Genomic DNA, 15852 nt, shown 5'->3' with positions numbered 1-15852 from the left:
CATCAGGGCCAGCAGCCATGCGGCGCTGCGCGAACAGGCCGAACACATGGATGCACCCGACCGGTGCTCATCATTAGACAAAAGCTCTTGCGCCGCAGGGGTCGTCCACACATGGCGCCCCGGTTTTTCAATGAGAAGGCCGAGCCTTACGTTCCCTTTTATCCATAAGCTGTTTGATCTGCTTGGGCCGGGGGAGACGGTTTTCGTCACTACCCCGTCCGAAATCCGTCTACATTTTTCGGACAATAGCGATTTTGATAATGTCCGAAGTTATGCTACTTATTTCGGACATGGACAAAATCCCGACCGGACTGAAAGCGCAAATCCTCGATCGTGTAAGCCGAGGGACGGCGAACACTGTCTGGACACCGGCCGACTTCCTCGACCTTGCCGGTCGCGATGCGGTCGACAAGACCCTCCAGCGTTTGGTCAAATGGGGCGAGCTGCGCCGGATCGATCGCGGCCTCTATGACAAACCGCAGTTCAACAGCCTGACCCGGCAGGACAATGCTCCCGATCCGCGAGCGGTCATCGACGCCGTCGCGCGGCGCGATCAGATCCGTGTCCTGGTCGACGGAATGACGGCCGCCAACGATCTCGGCTTTACCAATGCCGTACCGGCGAAAATCGTCGTGCACAGCGAAGCGCGGCCCAAGTCGATCAAGCTCGGCAACCTAACCATCGAATTCAAAACGACCGCGGCAAGCAAACTCTATTGGGCGGGACGCCCGGCCATGAGGATCGTCCAGGCGCTGCACTGGCTGCGCGATACAATGTCGACGGACGACGACACGAGACAATGGCGTGAGCGACTTGCCGCCCTTCTCGGCAACCCCACCCACGGCGCAGCTTTGCGCGCTGATCTTGCCGAGGGGCTGCCAACGCTCCCGGCCTGGATGCAGGACCTGCTCCGTCCGCTCGTCTCTGAAGTGCCCAGCGCATGAACTCCGCCTTCGATGAAGTGCTGCGCGCTGACACGGCCACCCGCACGGGGCTCTATACGGCGACTGCGCAACGCCTCGGCACGACCCCGCAAAACGTCGAAAAGGATTTCTGGGTCTGCTGGACCCTTGATGCGTTGTTCAACGGAATCGAGGACGGACCCCGCCTGCTGTTCAAGGGCGGAACCTCCCTGTCGAAGGGGTTTGGGCTGATCGAGCGGTTCTCCGAAGACATCGACGTAACGGTCTTCCGCGATGATCTCGGCGTGCCCGCGACCATCGCGGGATTGGCTGCACTGAGCCGCAAGAAGCGGGAAGCCGCGCTCGATGAAATCAAGGACGCCTGCGAAACCCATATCAACGGACTAATGAAGGCGCGCCTCGCGCAAATCTGCGCCGAAACCTGCGCGCGCGCAGGCCTTGAAGTGCAGTCAATTCGGGTCGAGGCCGACGCCCGGGATGGCCAGACCTTGCTCCTGGTATATCCCAGCATCACTCCCGAGGATGCCTACATCGCCAAGTCGGTGAAGATCGAATCAGGCGCAAAGTCGGCGCTCGATCCTAATTCGGTCCGAACTATTGTGCCCTATGTCGACGCTGACGCCGTCGACCTCGACCTCGCCGTGCCGGGCGTGACTGTGGTCGATGCCGAGCGAACCTTCTGGGACAAGGTCGTCATCCTTCATGGCCTGAGGCGATGGTTCGAAATCCGAGGGCAGCTGCGGGGCGACGGCCAGCGCATCTCTCGGCACTATTACGACCTGTTCCGCCTGGTCCAATCGGAGATCGGCCAAGCCGCCCTTGCAAACCGCGCGCTTGGCGAGGACTGCGTTGCCCATGCCCGCATGTTCTTCAATCGCCCGGACTTCGATCTCGCCGCCGCGCAGGCCCCGACATTTGCCTTGTGCCCGGAGGGAGGGATGACGGATGCCTTGCGCCAGGACTATCGCGCCATGAACACGATGATCTTCGGCGCGCCGCCGCCCTTTGATGCGGTCGTCGAGGCGATTGCAGAATTGCAGAATTCCTTGAACGCGGCCGCATGAAGGGGTTCTTCCAGCGCTTGTTCGGCGGCGATGGCTCGAGCGACAAGTCGCCCGCGCAGCCAGAGTTCGCCAGCCCGCTGGAAGTCAAACCCTTCTCCCATGGCTTGGTTAAAATCCCGGCGCTCGACTTTTTTGGTCCTCACACCGCATCGCCGAATGCGATCAGCTCGCGAGCCCAATGGTGCGCGGATGCGCACGCTTCCATGCCGACCACGCAGCCTGGAAGGTCGGTGAAGAAGCCGATCACCTCCGCGCGCCTCAACTTCCGCCGCACCAGGACGGCGCCGTCGCTACCGATCGCATGTACCTGAAAAACGTTCTTCGCCAGATCTAATCCGACGGTGGCAACCTCCTGCTTCATATGACGACTCCTAGGCGTGGACCTACAACGGCCGCATCATTGCACAGCTACGCGGGTGCAGGGGCCGTCCACGCCATCACGTCAGTAGTTATAAAAGAGATGAATATTGCCAAGGTTGGGGTCGAGGGTTCGAATCCCTTCGCCCGCTCCAGAAATTCAGAAATCGACGGAAAACTGCGACAGACCGTCCTCGCAACGGTCCCGTGCGAGCGTCCTTCCCACAAAGCTGCTACACAATGATGTCGCGGAACGTCCCTCAAACCTGCGGAAATCCTCAGAAAATGATCGATCTGGCTGCTACACAAAGCTGCTACACAAACGAGTGGTTGGCCTGTTCGATCGGAACGGACGGTTATATTATCGAAGGCGTGTTCCGACCGATTTGGTGACGGCGCTCGGTTGTCGTGAAATCTGGCGCTCGCTGGACACTGATAGCCGAAAGCTTGCGGCTCGCCGTCTCCATGGCGTGGCATAGAAGCCGAGTTCGAGCGAGCGCGGTCCAGTCTCGGTCAATCAATTGATCCTACGCTTATCGTGACGCCTGCCCCACCGTCCTTTGACGGTCTCCCCACCGTTTTGGCGTCCGTCGATCATTCCGTGTCGAGCCACGAAACGAAGCCTGCCCGCACGCGCTCGATCAGTGAGGTATATGACCAATTCATCGCCGACCCGAAGCACAACTGGTCGAAGCGAACGGCGGTCGCTCATGTGACGACCCGCAAGTGGGTGGTAGAGGTCTTCGGTGGCGATACGCCGATTACAGACATCTCACGAGAGGGGTGCCGCGAGTTCGTCGATCTGCTGCGGTCTATGCCGCAGCACGCAGACAAGCGCTTTCCCAACATGTCGATCCGCGAAGCCGTCTCCGCCGCAAAGAAGCAAAACGAAAGGCGCCTTATCAACACCGCGAATCTCAACGCGTATGTGAACCGCTTTGGCGGCGTCATGAACTGGGCGCTCGACGAAGGTTACATCGAGCGGAATCCTGTTCGCGGCCTCAAGCTGCGTGACCCCGTGAGAAAGCGCGACAAGCGGCACCCGTTCTCCACCGATCAGTTGCGGGCGATCTTCAGCGCGCCAATTTTCACGGGCTGTCGGAACGACGAGTATCACTATGCCGTTGTTGGCGATCAGCGTCCTCGTCGAGCGCGGTTTTGGGTGCCGTTGATTGCGCTGTTCAGCGGGCTTCGGCTCAATGAAATCTGCCAACTGGAAGTTGCCGACATCCAGCACATCGAAGGCGTGCATTGCCTTCGGGTCATGGCGGGATTGAGCGACGCTGGCCAACAGAAGCGAGTGAAGACCGCTGCGAGCGAACGGATCGTTCCGATTCACAATGAGTTGATACGGTTCGGCTTCCTCGCGTTCGTCGAGGCCCAACGGCTGCACGGAGAGGTTAGCCTCTTTCCCGAGCTTCCGCTGGGGCATCTTGGCTACCGCTCGACGAGCTTCTCTCGCTGGTTCTCACGCTTTTTGGTTACAGCCGAGGCGTCCGCCCCACTCACCTGCTTCCACAGCTTTCGCCACAATTTCCGCGATGGCCTCCGAGATGCGAAGGTTGGCCGCGACCTCGCTCTGATTTTGGGCGGTTGGACAACCGAGGGAAGTGGATCGGTAGTAGCTGACATTTATGGCAACGGATATCGGGCGTCCGCATTGGCCGAAGCCTTGAACGCCGTTCGCTTCCCCACCATCGATTTCTCCCATCTATATGCGGTCTGAGTGTCGCTCTCAATCAAGGCCGTAAATTATTCGAGCGTATCGTTTTGTTTCTTCGGTGGCATCTGCATTTAGCTCACGTAGGTAGTCCAAAAATTCAGTTCGGTTAGAAAGTGAGAAAATGCGTGATCGATACGTCAATTCTCGTCCAGCGCGGCCCTGCGTCAGAAGCGACGCGCATTCTTTATCAATGAACATTGCATCTACGAACGGAGCGTAGGCTGCGATGGCCTCTACATCGTTCATGAACCCTGACGAGACGCCCTTTTTCCTGCCAGCTTTTACCTGACCAGCCAATGCTGCGAACATATATGCGAGGAGGCGACCGAACGGCATTTCGCGATTTCGGTTCCATTGCCAAAACTGATCTCTAACTGCCGCGTGATTAGGTTCGGGGATGCCTACCCTCTCGAACAGGCGGCCGAGCATCGCAAGTTCTCGGGATATTGGACTCATGTCGAGATTCAACATCTCCATCACGTCACCTTCTGCCTCGGCTCGCGAATATTTCTGTCGATAATCGTTGAGCGCACCGATCCGACTGTCTGAGTATGCACCCAGTTCAATCTCCAACACCTCATCAAACCCAAGGTCACGTTCACGCCAAGCTTGCATCAAATTATTGACGCTGTTTCCCGTCTTTTCACGACGCTTTCGCGTGCCGTCAGCAAATTGGTCGTAGTTGACGTTCACGACAACACGGATGTTCGGTAGCCACTCGTTGCGGTTTCCGCGAAGGATGTCATCCACATCAAACTTCATTGTCGGATCGCGGCCTTCAATGAACGCTTGGGCAAACTCCGTTATCTCTCGAAGTTGCACTTCGCCCGTATCTTCAAGGCGCATATCGCCGCCAATTTCCTCATACGCTTCGCGAAGTTCTTTCGGCCACGGCGAAACGACAGTTTCGCCGTGGTGAATGTTACAGTGGGGGAATACGGCGGCCTGAAGATGCACAACGCGATGTATTAAGACGTCAACCTCCTGCCAGAATTCAGTTAGCTTATCCTCTCTGCGTGATCCTGACTTCAGCTTGAAAAGTTCGCTAAATGCAAACTGGTCGAGATAGAGAATCTTTTTGTCGGTCGGCGGAAGTGGCTCTTTTTCATCATATCGACACGTGGAGCATCTCCAGACGATGCTGTGACCCCCGCCGCTCAAAAAACCGAGCGTATTCTCCTTGCACATTGGGCATTGCGACCAAGGAGCACGCTCCCATTTGAAGTTTTTTGGTATTCGCATGTCCGTGTTTCCGCAGGTTTGAGGGACGTTCCGCGACATCATTGTGTAGCAGCTTTGTGGGAAGGACGCTCGCACGGGACCGTTGCGAGGACGGTCTGTCGCAGTTTTCCGTCGATTTCTGAATTTCTGGAGCGGGCGAAGGGACCGCATCGGCTGCGATGATCTGGGGATCATCCTGACCATCCTCGGACGCCTGTTTCGAGCGTATTTCGATGGTTGTTGATGATGCGGCATCATCGATCTGGTCAGCGTGTTGGTCGGTCATTTCGTGATCGTCGCACAGATCGCGGAGGCGTCAACGAGTTCGATTGGGCGATGATCGGCGGACGCTCTTGGTCGTTAATTTCTTCGCCTGCCGATTGTGCTATACGATTCGTGCGACCCAGAGGGGGGTTCACCTTGCACATCGTGTTCGCCCCTTGCCTTATGGCGGTGCCTGTAGGGGTGCCGCCATATTGCTATGTGTCGGGCTGATGTGACCATCGATGTCGGCATTCGAGGCATTTTCGATCTGGATCATCGACCATCACGACGCAGCCGCCGAGCGCGACCTCTTTCTGCTTTTCCTTTCGGAGCAGTCTCTTGCTCGGGAAGCCGTATATGATGGGGACGCCCGTCTTCTGCGTGCACTTGGGGCAGGTGAAGCGTGTGATCATGGGGCCAATGCGCGTGCCTGCTTCGCCATTGTAGAAGGAACGATCTTCCCCACAAGGAAGGCTTCACGATCCTTCTGAGGGATGAGATGCCAGTTCCACACAATGCTTCGGATATCATGGAACATGACATTAAGAGCGTTCTTGTCTCGATCTGCCATTCGATACCATCTCACGGCTCTTTTAAACTCGGCGAGAACGGGATCGAGCTTTTCATCACCAATGATCACGCGATTGATAATTGTACGGATGACAGCCCGTCGGGCTTCGACGCTGTTTCGCCACTCCGATAGCTGGAACACATCTCCCGCATTCAACGAGGCCCCCATTCTAACTCCCCTTAAGCTGCCAGCGCGCGATAGACGGATGCCCGACCTATGCCCATGGTCTTCGCGATCTGCGACGGCCCCAGACCGTCATCTCGAAGCGTCTTCACGCGGGTGACATCGACAGTCGGCTTCCGTCCTTTGTATTTTCCTTCGACCTTGGCCTTGGCGATGCCTTCGCGTTGCCGTTCGAGGCGGATGTCGTTTTCGAAGGCCGCGACAGCACCGAGGATCGCGAGCATCAATCGCCCCGTCGAGCTATCGGTATCGACGCCGCTCTGGTTCAGGCATCGGAACGCGACCTTCTTCTCGGTCAGCTTCTCGATAATCCGATGAAGGTCGCCGACGCTCCGTGCCAGACGGTCGAGCCGTGTCACGACAAGGGTATCGCCTTCCCGAACGAAGTCGATGGCTCGGGCCAATCCTTCGCGGTCGTGGGTCGAACGTCCTGACACCTTCTCAGCGAACATCTTCTCGCACCCTGCATCGGTCAGGGCTTCATGCTGGATGTCGAGCGACTGTCCTGTCGAGCTTACACGCGCATATACGGCCTTTCGATCCCCGAGTTAGGCATAAAGCGGATGCGCACCAAGTGGGGCACATGCAATGCGTCGGCGAACCGCATTTGGCTTAATTTGGAATTGGCGAAGAAGCCGCCCGCTTGCATCGATTATCTGGTTTGTCACGAGATCGCGCATTTTATCGAGCGCTCACATGGGGAGCGCTTTATTTCACTGATGGACCTGCATCTCCCGCGCTGGCGAGTGATTAGAGCCGAGTTGAACCATAAACCACTCGGCCATGAGGAATGGGATCATTGAAGATTTCGCGGGATACGCGAGTGGTGATAGCTCGGTGATTACCTCTTCGGATTGATCACCAATTAATCTTCAGGAGTCGGGCTGATAAATCAGCCCTCCTAATCGCATTGGATTCGTTCGTTTTCACTCACGAAATCCAGCGATTCATTCAACGAAGAAATAGAAAACTCAGATAGGCAAATCCATTAATAAATCTTTCTGTTCACGTTTCCGTAGATTGAGATGACACACTAATCCCCCCTCCAAGGCAGCCTTCCCCAACACGGGGGCGCGTGTTTACGAAAAACAAGCAAACGATTCCAAGCGGGTTATCGGCGGCTACCTTGGAGGGGGAGTGATGATTTCACATTTCCGTGAGTATCGATGGATTGGCTCGCACCTTACGGCCTTTATAGCTTAACAGGTGGTTGCCCGAGACCCTGTATTGGTGCGCACTCCTGAGCCTTTCGGCTCGCAACGGTTATCAATTGAATGAAGCGCTGCATGCACGCCGCCTGTTACCTTTGACGCACATACAGTGGAGAGTTGTCAGCTAAAGACATGGCTCTCCTCTTTTTTATGACTTCTTTTTAGTCGGTCTCCTGACCGGCATCCGCATCGCCATAAGCGCGGACGGGTTGCTCTCCCAATACACTGATGCGGCAGCAAGCCGTTCAGCTTGTTTTGATGCGGGCCACATCGGCAGATAAGCCCTGAACAAATTATGTCTTACTATATATCATGGGATCAATTCCGCATTCCATATAAAACTGTATTTATTTTTCTCAAAAGTATTTAGTCTCTGTAATACTGTGAATATTTATATAAAAATGAGAAGTTAAATAGCGAAATATGCTCCATTGGCATCTCTTTATATTATTAAATGTCTCGTGCGCGGGACGCGCGAGCAGTAGTCATTAGTGAACTGGATGATTGCTCGGCTGACCGTCGCCACTCAACTTACAGCATGTCGGGATGAAAATAGTCGATGCAATGCTCGCTGCATCCCGCCCACACATCCATCGTCGCATCATCGATCAGCACTTCGATACCCAACTCGTGGCAGGTTTTCCCCTTCCAGAATGGGTAGGGATGCAGGCCCTGCCGATGCATCTGAAAGCTCAGCCACATCTCTTCAGGCACTGAGTTGATCGAATGAAAATGCAGCGGGAGCAACGGCGATCCAGCGCGAGCGAGATCACGCCATATATCCCTCACCATGCGACCAGTCCTGAAGGTCACAATATGATGGCGCTGACCGAACGGGTTGTCGGTTATATACCGCCAAAACAGGGGCGCATGCGGATGCTCGTAGATTGTTGCATCAACGTCCCATCCAATATTCTGATAGCGCTGAAGCTCGGAAATCTGGCCGTTTCCGCTCAGCCAAGACTGAAACTGCTCGACTTTCAGGTTCGTCCCAGCTTTCGTAGATTTGATTTGGTTTGTGAGTTCAGCGCCCATAGAAGGGAGCTATCACGAACGAGAAATCCGTCAATAAAATGAACTGGTTATCAGGCCCCTTTAGCGAGGAAGGCCACGCCACTTCTCGACGATAGATCGATATAATTCGACTGGATCGCAATCCACTGCGTTCGCAAATTCGAAGAATTCGATAGCGTCGATCCGCCTGTGCCCGCGTTCGATGTTCGAGATGACGGTTTGGTCGCTGCCCATCTTTGCCGCGACATCAGCCTGATGCATCCCAGCCCGCTTCCTTGCCTCCGTCAGGCTCTCCGCGAGCAGCCTGCCTTCTTCACTGTAGACGGATTTTCGCATCTCGCGGTTGCGGTAAATGCGCAACGTCCATATGCGATAATCGCATATGGATTGAGGGGGCAGTTAGGAATGCGGGACAATTCAAACCTCGGATGCATCGGGTTTATTCTGCTGGCGATAGGCATCTACGCGCTATGGGTAGCCGTGCTCTGGATCGGCCTACCTCTCGCTGCCGTGGGAGCATATTTCGCCTACACCGAGTTCAAGAAGGCAGGCGATCCCGAACGCAAGCAGACGATACATAGGAACAACGCTTTGGCGCTGGCGGGCGGATCGGCCATTCTTGCTTCTGTGGCAATCTGGGGCAACATCGCGACCGATAAAGGTCCGTTCAGTCGCTCAGCGGAGGAGCCTGCCAGCACCGTCGCAGCCGAAACTGAGGTGATGCCGAGCGCTTCCGATTGCCAAGCTGCGCGAGCGGCGGGCGAGGTCCAAAGCTACGGCCAGATTAAAGCGGCATGCGAGCGGATGACGGCAGGAGGGTCGGGCGCGTCTCTCGCTGCCAATGCTTGCTTCGCTGAAGAGGTGGACTTGCTTCGGAAGTGTGGTGTGGAAATCGTGCAAAGCCCATTTTAGCCGTCAACGACGATAAACGGACACTACCGACCCTTGTTCGACAGCTTGTCGTGGCAGCATCTTGTCGGCACCCTCATATCAGATTTTCATTCTTCAAAATGATAAAGGCTACGATTGCAAATATAGCTGCAATGGCCACGACCGCGAGTGATTTCCGGCGTTGATCTACCGTCGAAGTGATCTCTTCATCAGGCGCTTCAACGGTAGAGATCTCTGGTTCTGAAACGATTTCTTGTGGAGCGATGGGGGTGGATTCAATAACTTCGGCGTTGGGGAATATCTGATCCGAGTCGTCGATTTCCTGTTTAAATCTTGGCAGATTCAGTGCGTCCATCCGCTCGGCAACTGCTCCGAAACCGATCAGAATGCAGCCTGTGATAAGAAAGCCGAGTCCTGCATGTAAAAACATTATCTGGGTTTGAAGCTTGCCCAGATTATACGTCTCTCTTTGCAAAAAATCAGAATCGAAGCTTGTGACGGTCGTCTCATAGGATACCGCGATTATTAGCAGTAGCGCAGCCAACGCGACCAGAACTGCTCCTGCGGTTCGCACGTCTACTCTCCCTCAGGGCAGCGAGCCATTCGTAAGACGCTACCGCCTTTCTTAAGATCGAAGCTGTTCGCGGTGATGTTTGATATGGTGCCGCTTGAAACGACGGGTGGATTAATCGGCTCGGGTTCGCCCGATTCAGTGTCGGCTACGAGAGTCGTCTCGGTGACCGTTAAGACGTAGCCATCCAATTTCCAATTCCCGTCCACGCCCCATCGTCCCCAATCCCCATTTTCTAAAAATGTTTCGCCAGCATCGCCCTCGCAGAATCCGTCTTCAGACCACCAGCCTGCGAGCCACTTCGCGCTCGCGGTAACCTTTTGCTTATCTGGTTCGTCGGGTTCTCGCGCTTTTGGCTTTGCCATCGGCGGCGGGAGTGCGGAGGGCATTTGGGTGGGAGCGCTATCTTTGATGGCAGTTTCCGCAACCTCGCCTCCGGTCGAACCGCGAAAGTAAAAATAGAAAATGAGGATAACGGCCGCGAAAATTGCACTTGCGAAAACGGCCTTGGAATAGCGATCCATAGTCCTCACTGCACCGCTCATGGCTTGACTTTGTTGCGCTACAATTGGCGCGTGGCGGCCTATTAAACCGTGCTAACTCATTTTGAAAATGAGTGGAAGCTATTAGCGAGAGAGGAAATCATTCATTGCTGACAGAGCTACGCCGGTAATGCGTGGGCTAACTGGGCAGGCATCGCGGACCAATCCGTTTGCATTTGATGCAGTGTCGAGCTTCCATAGGCCACTTCGATTGGCGACCACCAACCTCTCTCCCTTGGCCGCCATTGGCAGCACGGCTTCGAGCAGCCATCGACGAGTAAAGATCGCCGATGGCAGGCGAGGGATAATCCGGCGGTTGTCCTTCTCATTGCTGATCTTCGGGCTTCGATAGGCGCATGCATTTACGGCAACGGCCTTTCCCGACGCGATAAGGTGACCGTAGTTAGTGTCGTCGTAGTATTGAGACACGAACGACCAATCAGACCCTGAAGGTTCATCAACGCGCGCTATATATGCATCGACGGTAGAAGCGTCGGGAAATTCGGTCGGCGTCAAATCGGCATCGTAGCCTGCGTTTGCATTGAGTATGATAACCGGCGCATTGATCACATCGCCAATATACGGGCAAACTGGATGATCAAGGTTGAAACTGTGAGGGCCAGTTTCGAGCACCGTTCTATCAAGACGATGCGTCCATTCGCCCTGTAAATCGATCTGTTGCTGACCCCGCCAGAAGGCAACGATTTCCTTTATATCCATGGGTCCTTCACCGCCGTTTGCGACTCATGGCCGCCATAATTAGCTGACCTGTGAGCTTGGCAGCCTCGCGTGCCAGCGCAAGCAGGATCGGGAATAGGAGTTCCACCACCTTCCAAAGGAGCCACAATGCACCGAACAGCAACATAGGAATGAGGTTCCCGCCACCGCCTGTGGCATTGCCACCATCGGAAGAGTTCGTGTTTCGGCCTACATCGGGCGGGATACCTCGTGCCGCACGACGATCAGAAATGCCCTTTTGGCTCTCAAAGAAGCCCCCTTTGTTACCGTCGAGTGGGCCGTCGGTCATATCGTCCTTCCGAAAAGTATCGCACTCTCTCATATCAGCATTAACGTATCAGGCCCATACCTTGCCCCCCTTGTGCCGGATAGCTAAACCCTGACGGGACGATGTTGCGAGACGGATCGACCGTCTCATTAGAATAAGTTCGACAAATCTGGGACATGTGAGAGTCTGGGTCTAAATCTCATTGAGACAGGAGGCCCGATGCTCGTTGGCTATGCGCGTGTAAGCTCGACAGGACAGTCGCTCGACATCCAGCATGAAGCCCTGACCGATGCAGGGTGCGAGAAGATGTTCGCTGAGAAGGTGTCAGGACGTTCGACCCACGACCGCGAAGGATTGGCCCGAGCCATCGACTTCGTTCGGGAAGGCGATACCCTTGTCGTGACACGGCTCGACCGTCTGGCACGGAGCGTCGGCGACCTTCATCGGATTATCGAGAAGCTGACCGAGAAGAAGGTCGCGTTCCGATGCCTGAACCAGAGCGGCGTCGATACCGATAGCTCGACGGGGCGATTGATGCTCGCGATCCTCGGTGCTGTCGCGGCCTTCGAAAACGACATCCGCCTCGAACGGCAACGCGAAGGCATCGCCAAGGCCAAGGTCGAAGGAAAATACAAAGGACGGAAGCCGACTGTCGATGTCACCCGCGTGAAGACGCTTCGAGATGACGGTCTGGGGCCGTCGCAGATCGCGAAGACCATGGGCATAGGTCGGGCATCCGTCTATCGCGCGCTGGCAGCTTAAGGGGAGTTAGAATGGGGGCCTCGTTGAATGCGGGAGATGTGTTCCAGCTATCGGAGTGGCGAAACAGCGTCGAAGCCCGACGGGCTGTCATCCGTACAATTATCAATCGCGTGATCATTGGTGATGAAAAGCTCGATCCCGTTCTCGCCGAGTTTAAAAGAGCCGTGAGATGGTATCGAATGGCAGATCGAGACAAGAACGCTCTTAATGTCATGTTCCATGATATCCGAAGCATTGTGTGGAACTGGCATCTCATCCCTCAGAAGGATCGTGAAGCCTTCCTTGTGGGGAAGATCGTTCCTTCTACAATGGCGAAGCAGGCACGCGCATTGGCCCCATGATCACACGCTTCACCTGCCCCAAGTGCACGCAGAAGACGGGCGTCCCCATCATATACGGCTTCCCGAGCAAGAGACTGCTCCGAAAGGAAAAGCAGAAAGAGGTCGCGCTCGGCGGCTGCGTCGTGATGGTCGATGATCCAGATCGAAAATGCCTCGAATGCCGACATCGATGGTCACATCAGCCCGACACATAGCAATATGGCGGCACCCCTACAGGCACCGCCATAAGGCAAGGGGCGAACACGATGTGCAAGGTGAACCCCCCTCTGGGTCGCACGAATCGTATAGCACAATCGGCAGGCGAAGAAATTAACGACCAAGAGCGTCCGCCGATCATCGCCCAATCGAACTCGTTGACGCCTCCGCGATCTGTGCGACGATCACGAAATGACCGACCAACACGCTGACCAGATCGATGATGCCGCATCATCAACAACCATCGAAATACGCTCGAAACAGGCGTCCGAGGATGGTCAGGATGATCCCCAGATCATCGCAGCCGATGCGGTCCCTTCGCCCGCTCCATTCTTCGCTGACATCGGAATTTCAACGGCGGGCCGGTCAGGCCCACGCTTCGCGGTACAGCGCCTCGATGGTCGCGGTGTCGGGGATGCGGGGATTGTTGCCCGGCGATCCCGATGCGAGCGCTTGTTCGGCCATCAGGGGCAGCAATTCGCTCCAGCGCGCTTCGTCGATGCCATAGCTTTTGGGGGTGGGGACCGCGAGGTCGCGGTTGACGTCTCGTAGCGCTTCGACCAGCCGCGCCACGGCCGCCTGGTCGCCTTCGCCCTCTGCCGCGAGCCCCATCGCGCGCGCGCAGTCGGCATAGCGCGGCAGCGCCGCCGGTGCCGACCAGGCGGTGACGGCGGGGAGCAACATCGCGTTCGACAGGCCGTGCGCGACATGGAAATGCGCGCCGATCGGGCGACTCATGCCATGGACCAAGGCGACCGAGGCGTTCGAAAAGGCGATTCCGGCCTGCAGCGACCCCGCCATCATCGCCTCGCGCGCGGCGCGATTGCCGGGTTCGGCGCAGGCGGTACGCAAATTGGGCCAGATCGCACGCATCGCGGCGAGCGCCATGCCGTCCGAGAAAGGATTGGCGAGCCGCGACACGTAAGCCTCGATAGCGTGCGTCAGCGCGTCGATCCCGGTGTCGGCGGTGAGGCGCAGCGGCTTGGTCAGGGTGAGCTCATAGTCGACGATCGCGATGGTCGGCAGATAGGCGAGGCCCGCGCACAGCATCTTTTCGTCATTGGTCTCGTCGGTGATGACCGTCACGCGGGTCGCTTCGGATCCGGTGCCGGCGGTGGTCGGGATCGCGACGATGGGCAGGGCGGGGGCATCTTCCTGATGCGGCACCTTGCGCGCGCGCATCGTGCCGCCGCGTACGGCGAGCACAGCCACCGCCTTCGCTGTATCGATGGGACTGCCGCCGCCGAGCGCGATCACACAGTCATGCGCGCCTTCGGCGACAAAGCCGTGCGCCGCCTCGACCGATGCGACCGTGGGGTCGGAGATGACGTCGCAATAGGCGCGCGCCGCAATCCCTGCGTCGTCAAGGATCGCGAGCAGCCGCTCGAGCGTGCCGTTTTGCGCCAGGAAGGGGTCGGTCAGGATCGCCGGAGCGGCGAGGCCGAACTGGGCGAGCGCCGCCGGCAGCTCGGCGATCGTGCCGCCGCCGATGCGGATCGACCGCGGCAGGAAGATCGAGGCCATGGTCATGCTCCTTCGCGCCGCAGCGTCAAAACAGGCCCGGCAATTCGCGCTGCGCGGCGCGGGGGTCGGCCGGCATCAGCATCTCCGGCGCGGCCGGTGCGGCGGCGAAGCTGCGCGCGGCGATGCCGGCGGATGCGCTTGCGATGTGCGCCGCGCAGCTTTGTCCCGACAGGAAATCGATTGCGGCGCGTACCGATGCCTCGCGCACGTCGCCGAGCGGATAATCGAGATCGTCCGCGGCCGCACAGCTGTTCGCTATCTTGGGCGCCAACCCGGTAAAATAGTCGCTCGGCCCGCTCGCATTGCCCGTCGAAAAGGCGATCACGCGCATCCGCTCGTCGCATTCACTTTTGTCGAGCGCGATCTGGCCCACCGGCTTGCCATAGGTGTTGCTGCCGACGAGCGTCATATTGGTGCCGAGCCAGGGCAGCATGCCGTTGATGACGAGTTCGCTCGCCGACGCAGTCGATCCGGTGCCGATGAAGGCGATGCGCGTCGGCGCGATCGACTGCGTGGTCGGCGTGAAATTGTGGGTCTCATCGTTCGCGGATTTCGACGCGCGAAAGCTGGTCCGCGAAAAGACGTCGCTTGCCGCGCGGTTGCGGCCGAGCAGGTCCCCGAACAACTCTGCGGTCGCCACAAGGCCGCCGCCATTGTAGCGCAGATCGACCACGACATTGGTGATCCCTTGGCTGCGGAAATTCAGAAAAGCGTCCTTCAACTGATCATTGGCCGAGCTGATGAAGGTCCGCAGATTGATATAGCCATAGCTCTGGCCGCCTTCGGTGATCACCTTGGCGCCATAGCGGTCGGACACGGGGTCGATATTATAGTCGGCCTTGGTGACGCTGACATCGCGGGTGCCGCCTGCATCGCTGATCCGCAGCAGGCGCGTAACGCCCGGATCGCTTGGCCCCAGGGCATTGGTGATGCCCGCGGTCCCTTCGCTCGCGACGATGTCGGCGACGCTGCGCAGATTGGCGGCGCTGGTCCCGATCGCCAATATCTGCGTGCCGCGATCGATCCCGGCGGCGAGGGCGGGGGCGCCTTCATAGGCTTCGGCGATAATCACGCGCTGGGTCGAGGGATCGTAAGTCAGGCGGACGCCCAAACCGGCGCTCGACCCGCTGCTATAATAGGCCTCTTCTTCGGCGATCGAGGTGACGTAAGTGAAATAGCGATCCTTGCTCTGCGCTCGCGCAGGCGCCACCAGCGCGTCGATATAATCCTGCACCGTCGAATAGCTGGCCGGATTGACGTTCGTCGCGACATCGTTCGGGAAGAGATACCATTCGTCGATCACCGACTTGGCAAAGGACTGCTGTGCCGACAGACCGCAGCTTGCGGGCGTGGGGGTCGGGCTGGGTGTCGGGGTGACCGTTACCGGCCCGCTCCCCGCCGTGCTGCTACCTCCTCCTCCGCCGCACGAGGCAAGCATCAGCGCCGCCATCGTCAATGCGGTCAGCGGCACCCTCGGTTTCGCCATGTC

Annotated in this window: 19 protein-coding genes and 1 pseudogene; 8 read left to right on the top strand and 12 right to left on the bottom strand. The window is 57.4% G+C overall.

The features are described from left to right. The first annotated feature begins 290 nt into the window (after positions 1–290). Both AOA14_RS06275 and AOA14_RS06270 read left to right on the top strand, forming a co-directional pair. Positions 291–944, top strand: a complete 654-nt coding sequence (locus AOA14_RS06275) for a DUF6088 family protein (protein WP_062901204.1) — start codon at positions 291–293, stop codon at positions 942–944. Next, complete coding sequence (locus tag AOA14_RS06270) at positions 941–1987, top strand: nucleotidyl transferase AbiEii/AbiGii toxin family protein (protein ID WP_062901203.1); 1047 nt, start codon at positions 941–943, stop codon at positions 1985–1987. The genes AOA14_RS06275 and AOA14_RS06270 overlap by 4 nt, the downstream gene beginning before the upstream one ends. A 142-nt stretch (positions 1988–2129) precedes the next feature. Here the strand turns inward: AOA14_RS06270 and AOA14_RS06265 are convergent. Continuing rightward, a pseudogene (locus tag AOA14_RS06265) lies at positions 2130–2348 on the bottom strand (IS110 family transposase); the annotation flags it as partial. 322 nt (positions 2349–2670) lie between these two features. Here AOA14_RS06265 and AOA14_RS20360 point away from each other — a divergent pair. After that, positions 2671–2823: a DUF6538 domain-containing protein gene (locus tag AOA14_RS20360; protein WP_409372282.1), complete on the top strand. Its 153-nt coding sequence runs from the start codon at positions 2671–2673 to the stop codon at positions 2821–2823. 59 nt (positions 2824–2882) lie between these two features. After that, positions 2883–4070: a site-specific integrase gene (locus AOA14_RS06260; protein WP_202988411.1), complete on the top strand. Its 1188-nt coding sequence runs from the start codon at positions 2883–2885 to the stop codon at positions 4068–4070. Positions 4071–4079: 9 nt separating this feature from the next. Here the strand turns inward: AOA14_RS06260 and AOA14_RS06255 are convergent, their stop codons facing one another. The 3 genes from AOA14_RS06255 to AOA14_RS06245 form a co-directional block, all read right to left on the bottom strand. After that, positions 4080–5255: a hypothetical protein gene (locus AOA14_RS06255; protein WP_062901200.1), complete on the bottom strand. Its 1176-nt coding sequence runs from the start codon at positions 5253–5255 to the stop codon at positions 4080–4082. A gap of 706 nt (positions 5256–5961) precedes the next feature. Continuing rightward, positions 5962–6291: a hypothetical protein gene (locus tag AOA14_RS06250; RefSeq protein ID WP_062901192.1), complete on the bottom strand. Its 330-nt coding sequence runs from the start codon at positions 6289–6291 to the stop codon at positions 5962–5964. Between the two features lie 11 nt (positions 6292–6302). Next, the gene (locus AOA14_RS06245) at positions 6303–6797 is read right to left on the bottom strand and encodes a recombinase family protein (protein WP_062901199.1); all 495 of its coding nucleotides are present in this window, start codon (positions 6795–6797) and stop codon (positions 6303–6305) included. Between the two features lie 72 nt (positions 6798–6869). Here AOA14_RS06245 and AOA14_RS19185 point away from each other — a divergent pair, with 72 nt between their 5' ends. Further along, entirely contained in the window at positions 6870–7109 is a 240-nt protein-coding gene (locus AOA14_RS19185) for a YgjP-like metallopeptidase domain-containing protein (RefSeq protein WP_238929738.1), read from the top strand. A 939-nt stretch (positions 7110–8048) separates the two neighbouring features. Here AOA14_RS19185 and AOA14_RS06240 read toward each other — a convergent pair. Continuing rightward, positions 8049–8552, bottom strand: a complete 504-nt coding sequence (locus AOA14_RS06240; protein WP_062901198.1) for a hypothetical protein — start codon at positions 8550–8552, stop codon at positions 8049–8051. Positions 8553–8612: 60 nt separating this feature from the next. Then, positions 8613–8891, bottom strand: a complete 279-nt coding sequence (locus tag AOA14_RS06235) for a helix-turn-helix domain-containing protein (protein ID WP_202988410.1) — start codon at positions 8889–8891, stop codon at positions 8613–8615. A 45-nt stretch (positions 8892–8936) separates the two neighbouring features. On the opposite strand from AOA14_RS06235, the gene AOA14_RS06230 reads away from it, so the two are divergent. After that, positions 8937–9443, top strand: a complete 507-nt coding sequence (locus tag AOA14_RS06230) for a hypothetical protein (protein ID WP_062901196.1) — start codon at positions 8937–8939, stop codon at positions 9441–9443. 73 nt (positions 9444–9516) lie between these two features. On the opposite strand, the gene AOA14_RS06225 is transcribed toward AOA14_RS06230, so the two are convergent. The 4 genes from AOA14_RS06225 to AOA14_RS19675 form a co-directional block, all read right to left on the bottom strand. Then, positions 9517–9996 (bottom strand): hypothetical protein, encoded by a 480-nt coding sequence (locus AOA14_RS06225; protein ID WP_062901195.1) that lies wholly within the window; start codon positions 9994–9996, stop codon positions 9517–9519. A gap of 2 nt (positions 9997–9998) precedes the next feature. Further along, positions 9999–10517: a hypothetical protein gene (locus tag AOA14_RS06220; RefSeq protein ID WP_202988409.1), complete on the bottom strand. Its 519-nt coding sequence runs from the start codon at positions 10515–10517 to the stop codon at positions 9999–10001. A gap of 102 nt (positions 10518–10619) precedes the next feature. Beyond that, a complete protein-coding gene (locus AOA14_RS19680; protein WP_202988408.1) occupies positions 10620–11255 on the bottom strand; it encodes a hypothetical protein in 636 nt (211 codons plus the stop codon). Between the two features lie 7 nt (positions 11256–11262). Then, positions 11263–11562: a hypothetical protein gene (locus AOA14_RS19675; protein ID WP_202988407.1), complete on the bottom strand. Its 300-nt coding sequence runs from the start codon at positions 11560–11562 to the stop codon at positions 11263–11265. A 198-nt stretch (positions 11563–11760) separates the two neighbouring features. Between AOA14_RS19675 and AOA14_RS06215 the strand changes: the two genes are divergently transcribed. Together AOA14_RS06215 and AOA14_RS06210 are read left to right on the top strand one after the other, a co-directional pair. Next, on the top strand, positions 11761–12303 hold the full coding sequence (locus AOA14_RS06215) for a recombinase family protein (protein ID WP_062901193.1): 543 nt from the start codon (positions 11761–11763) through the stop codon (positions 12301–12303). Between the two features lie 11 nt (positions 12304–12314). Beyond that, complete coding sequence (locus tag AOA14_RS06210; RefSeq protein WP_062901192.1) at positions 12315–12644, top strand: hypothetical protein; 330 nt, start codon at positions 12315–12317, stop codon at positions 12642–12644. Positions 12645–13205: 561 nt separating this feature from the next. Here AOA14_RS06210 and AOA14_RS06205 read toward each other — a convergent pair. Both AOA14_RS06205 and AOA14_RS06200 read right to left on the bottom strand, forming a co-directional pair. Then, positions 13206–14369: an iron-containing alcohol dehydrogenase gene (locus tag AOA14_RS06205; protein WP_238929737.1), complete on the bottom strand. Its 1164-nt coding sequence runs from the start codon at positions 14367–14369 to the stop codon at positions 13206–13208. Between the two features lie 19 nt (positions 14370–14388). Continuing rightward, positions 14389–15849 (bottom strand): S41 family peptidase, encoded by a 1461-nt coding sequence (locus AOA14_RS06200; protein ID WP_062901191.1) that lies wholly within the window; start codon positions 15847–15849, stop codon positions 14389–14391. Positions 15850–15852: the final 3 nt, after the last annotated feature.

This window comes from Sphingopyxis terrae subsp. terrae NBRC 15098, assembly GCF_001610975.1.
Classification (GTDB): domain Bacteria; phylum Pseudomonadota; class Alphaproteobacteria; order Sphingomonadales; family Sphingomonadaceae; genus Sphingopyxis; species Sphingopyxis terrae_A.
This window is presented reverse-complemented; position numbering and strand designations above follow the sequence as displayed.

What these genes read in the sequence shown, in the direction of transcription:
- AOA14_RS06275 (WP_062901204.1), top strand. Translation starts at nt 291, where the DNA reads ATGGACAAAATCCCGACCGGACTGAAAGCGCAAATCCTCGATCGTGTA.
- AOA14_RS06270 (WP_062901203.1), top strand. Translation starts at nt 941, where the DNA reads ATGAACTCCGCCTTCGATGAAGTGCTGCGCGCTGACACGGCCACCCGC.
- AOA14_RS06255 (WP_062901200.1), bottom strand. Translation starts at nt 5,255, where the DNA reads ATGTGCAAGGAGAATACGCTCGGTTTTTTGAGCGGCGGGGGTCACAGC.
- AOA14_RS06250 (WP_062901192.1), bottom strand. Translation starts at nt 6,291, where the DNA reads ATGGGGGCCTCGTTGAATGCGGGAGATGTGTTCCAGCTATCGGAGTGG.
- AOA14_RS19185 (WP_238929738.1), top strand. Translation starts at nt 6,870, where the DNA reads ATGCGCACCAAGTGGGGCACATGCAATGCGTCGGCGAACCGCATTTGG.
- AOA14_RS06240 (WP_062901198.1), bottom strand. Translation starts at nt 8,552, where the DNA reads ATGGGCGCTGAACTCACAAACCAAATCAAATCTACGAAAGCTGGGACG.
- AOA14_RS06230 (WP_062901196.1), top strand. Translation starts at nt 8,937, where the DNA reads ATGCGGGACAATTCAAACCTCGGATGCATCGGGTTTATTCTGCTGGCG.
- AOA14_RS06220 (WP_202988409.1), bottom strand. Translation starts at nt 10,517, where the DNA reads ATGGATCGCTATTCCAAGGCCGTTTTCGCAAGTGCAATTTTCGCGGCC.
- AOA14_RS19680 (WP_202988408.1), bottom strand. Translation starts at nt 11,255, where the DNA reads ATGGATATAAAGGAAATCGTTGCCTTCTGGCGGGGTCAGCAACAGATC.
- AOA14_RS19675 (WP_202988407.1), bottom strand. Translation starts at nt 11,562, where the DNA reads ATGACCGACGGCCCACTCGACGGTAACAAAGGGGGCTTCTTTGAGAGC.
- AOA14_RS06215 (WP_062901193.1), top strand. Translation starts at nt 11,761, where the DNA reads ATGCTCGTTGGCTATGCGCGTGTAAGCTCGACAGGACAGTCGCTCGAC.
- AOA14_RS06210 (WP_062901192.1), top strand. Translation starts at nt 12,315, where the DNA reads ATGGGGGCCTCGTTGAATGCGGGAGATGTGTTCCAGCTATCGGAGTGG.
- AOA14_RS06205 (WP_238929737.1), bottom strand. Translation starts at nt 14,369, where the DNA reads ATGACCATGGCCTCGATCTTCCTGCCGCGGTCGATCCGCATCGGCGGC.
- AOA14_RS06200 (WP_062901191.1), bottom strand. Translation starts at nt 15,849, where the DNA reads ATGGCGAAACCGAGGGTGCCGCTGACCGCATTGACGATGGCGGCGCTG.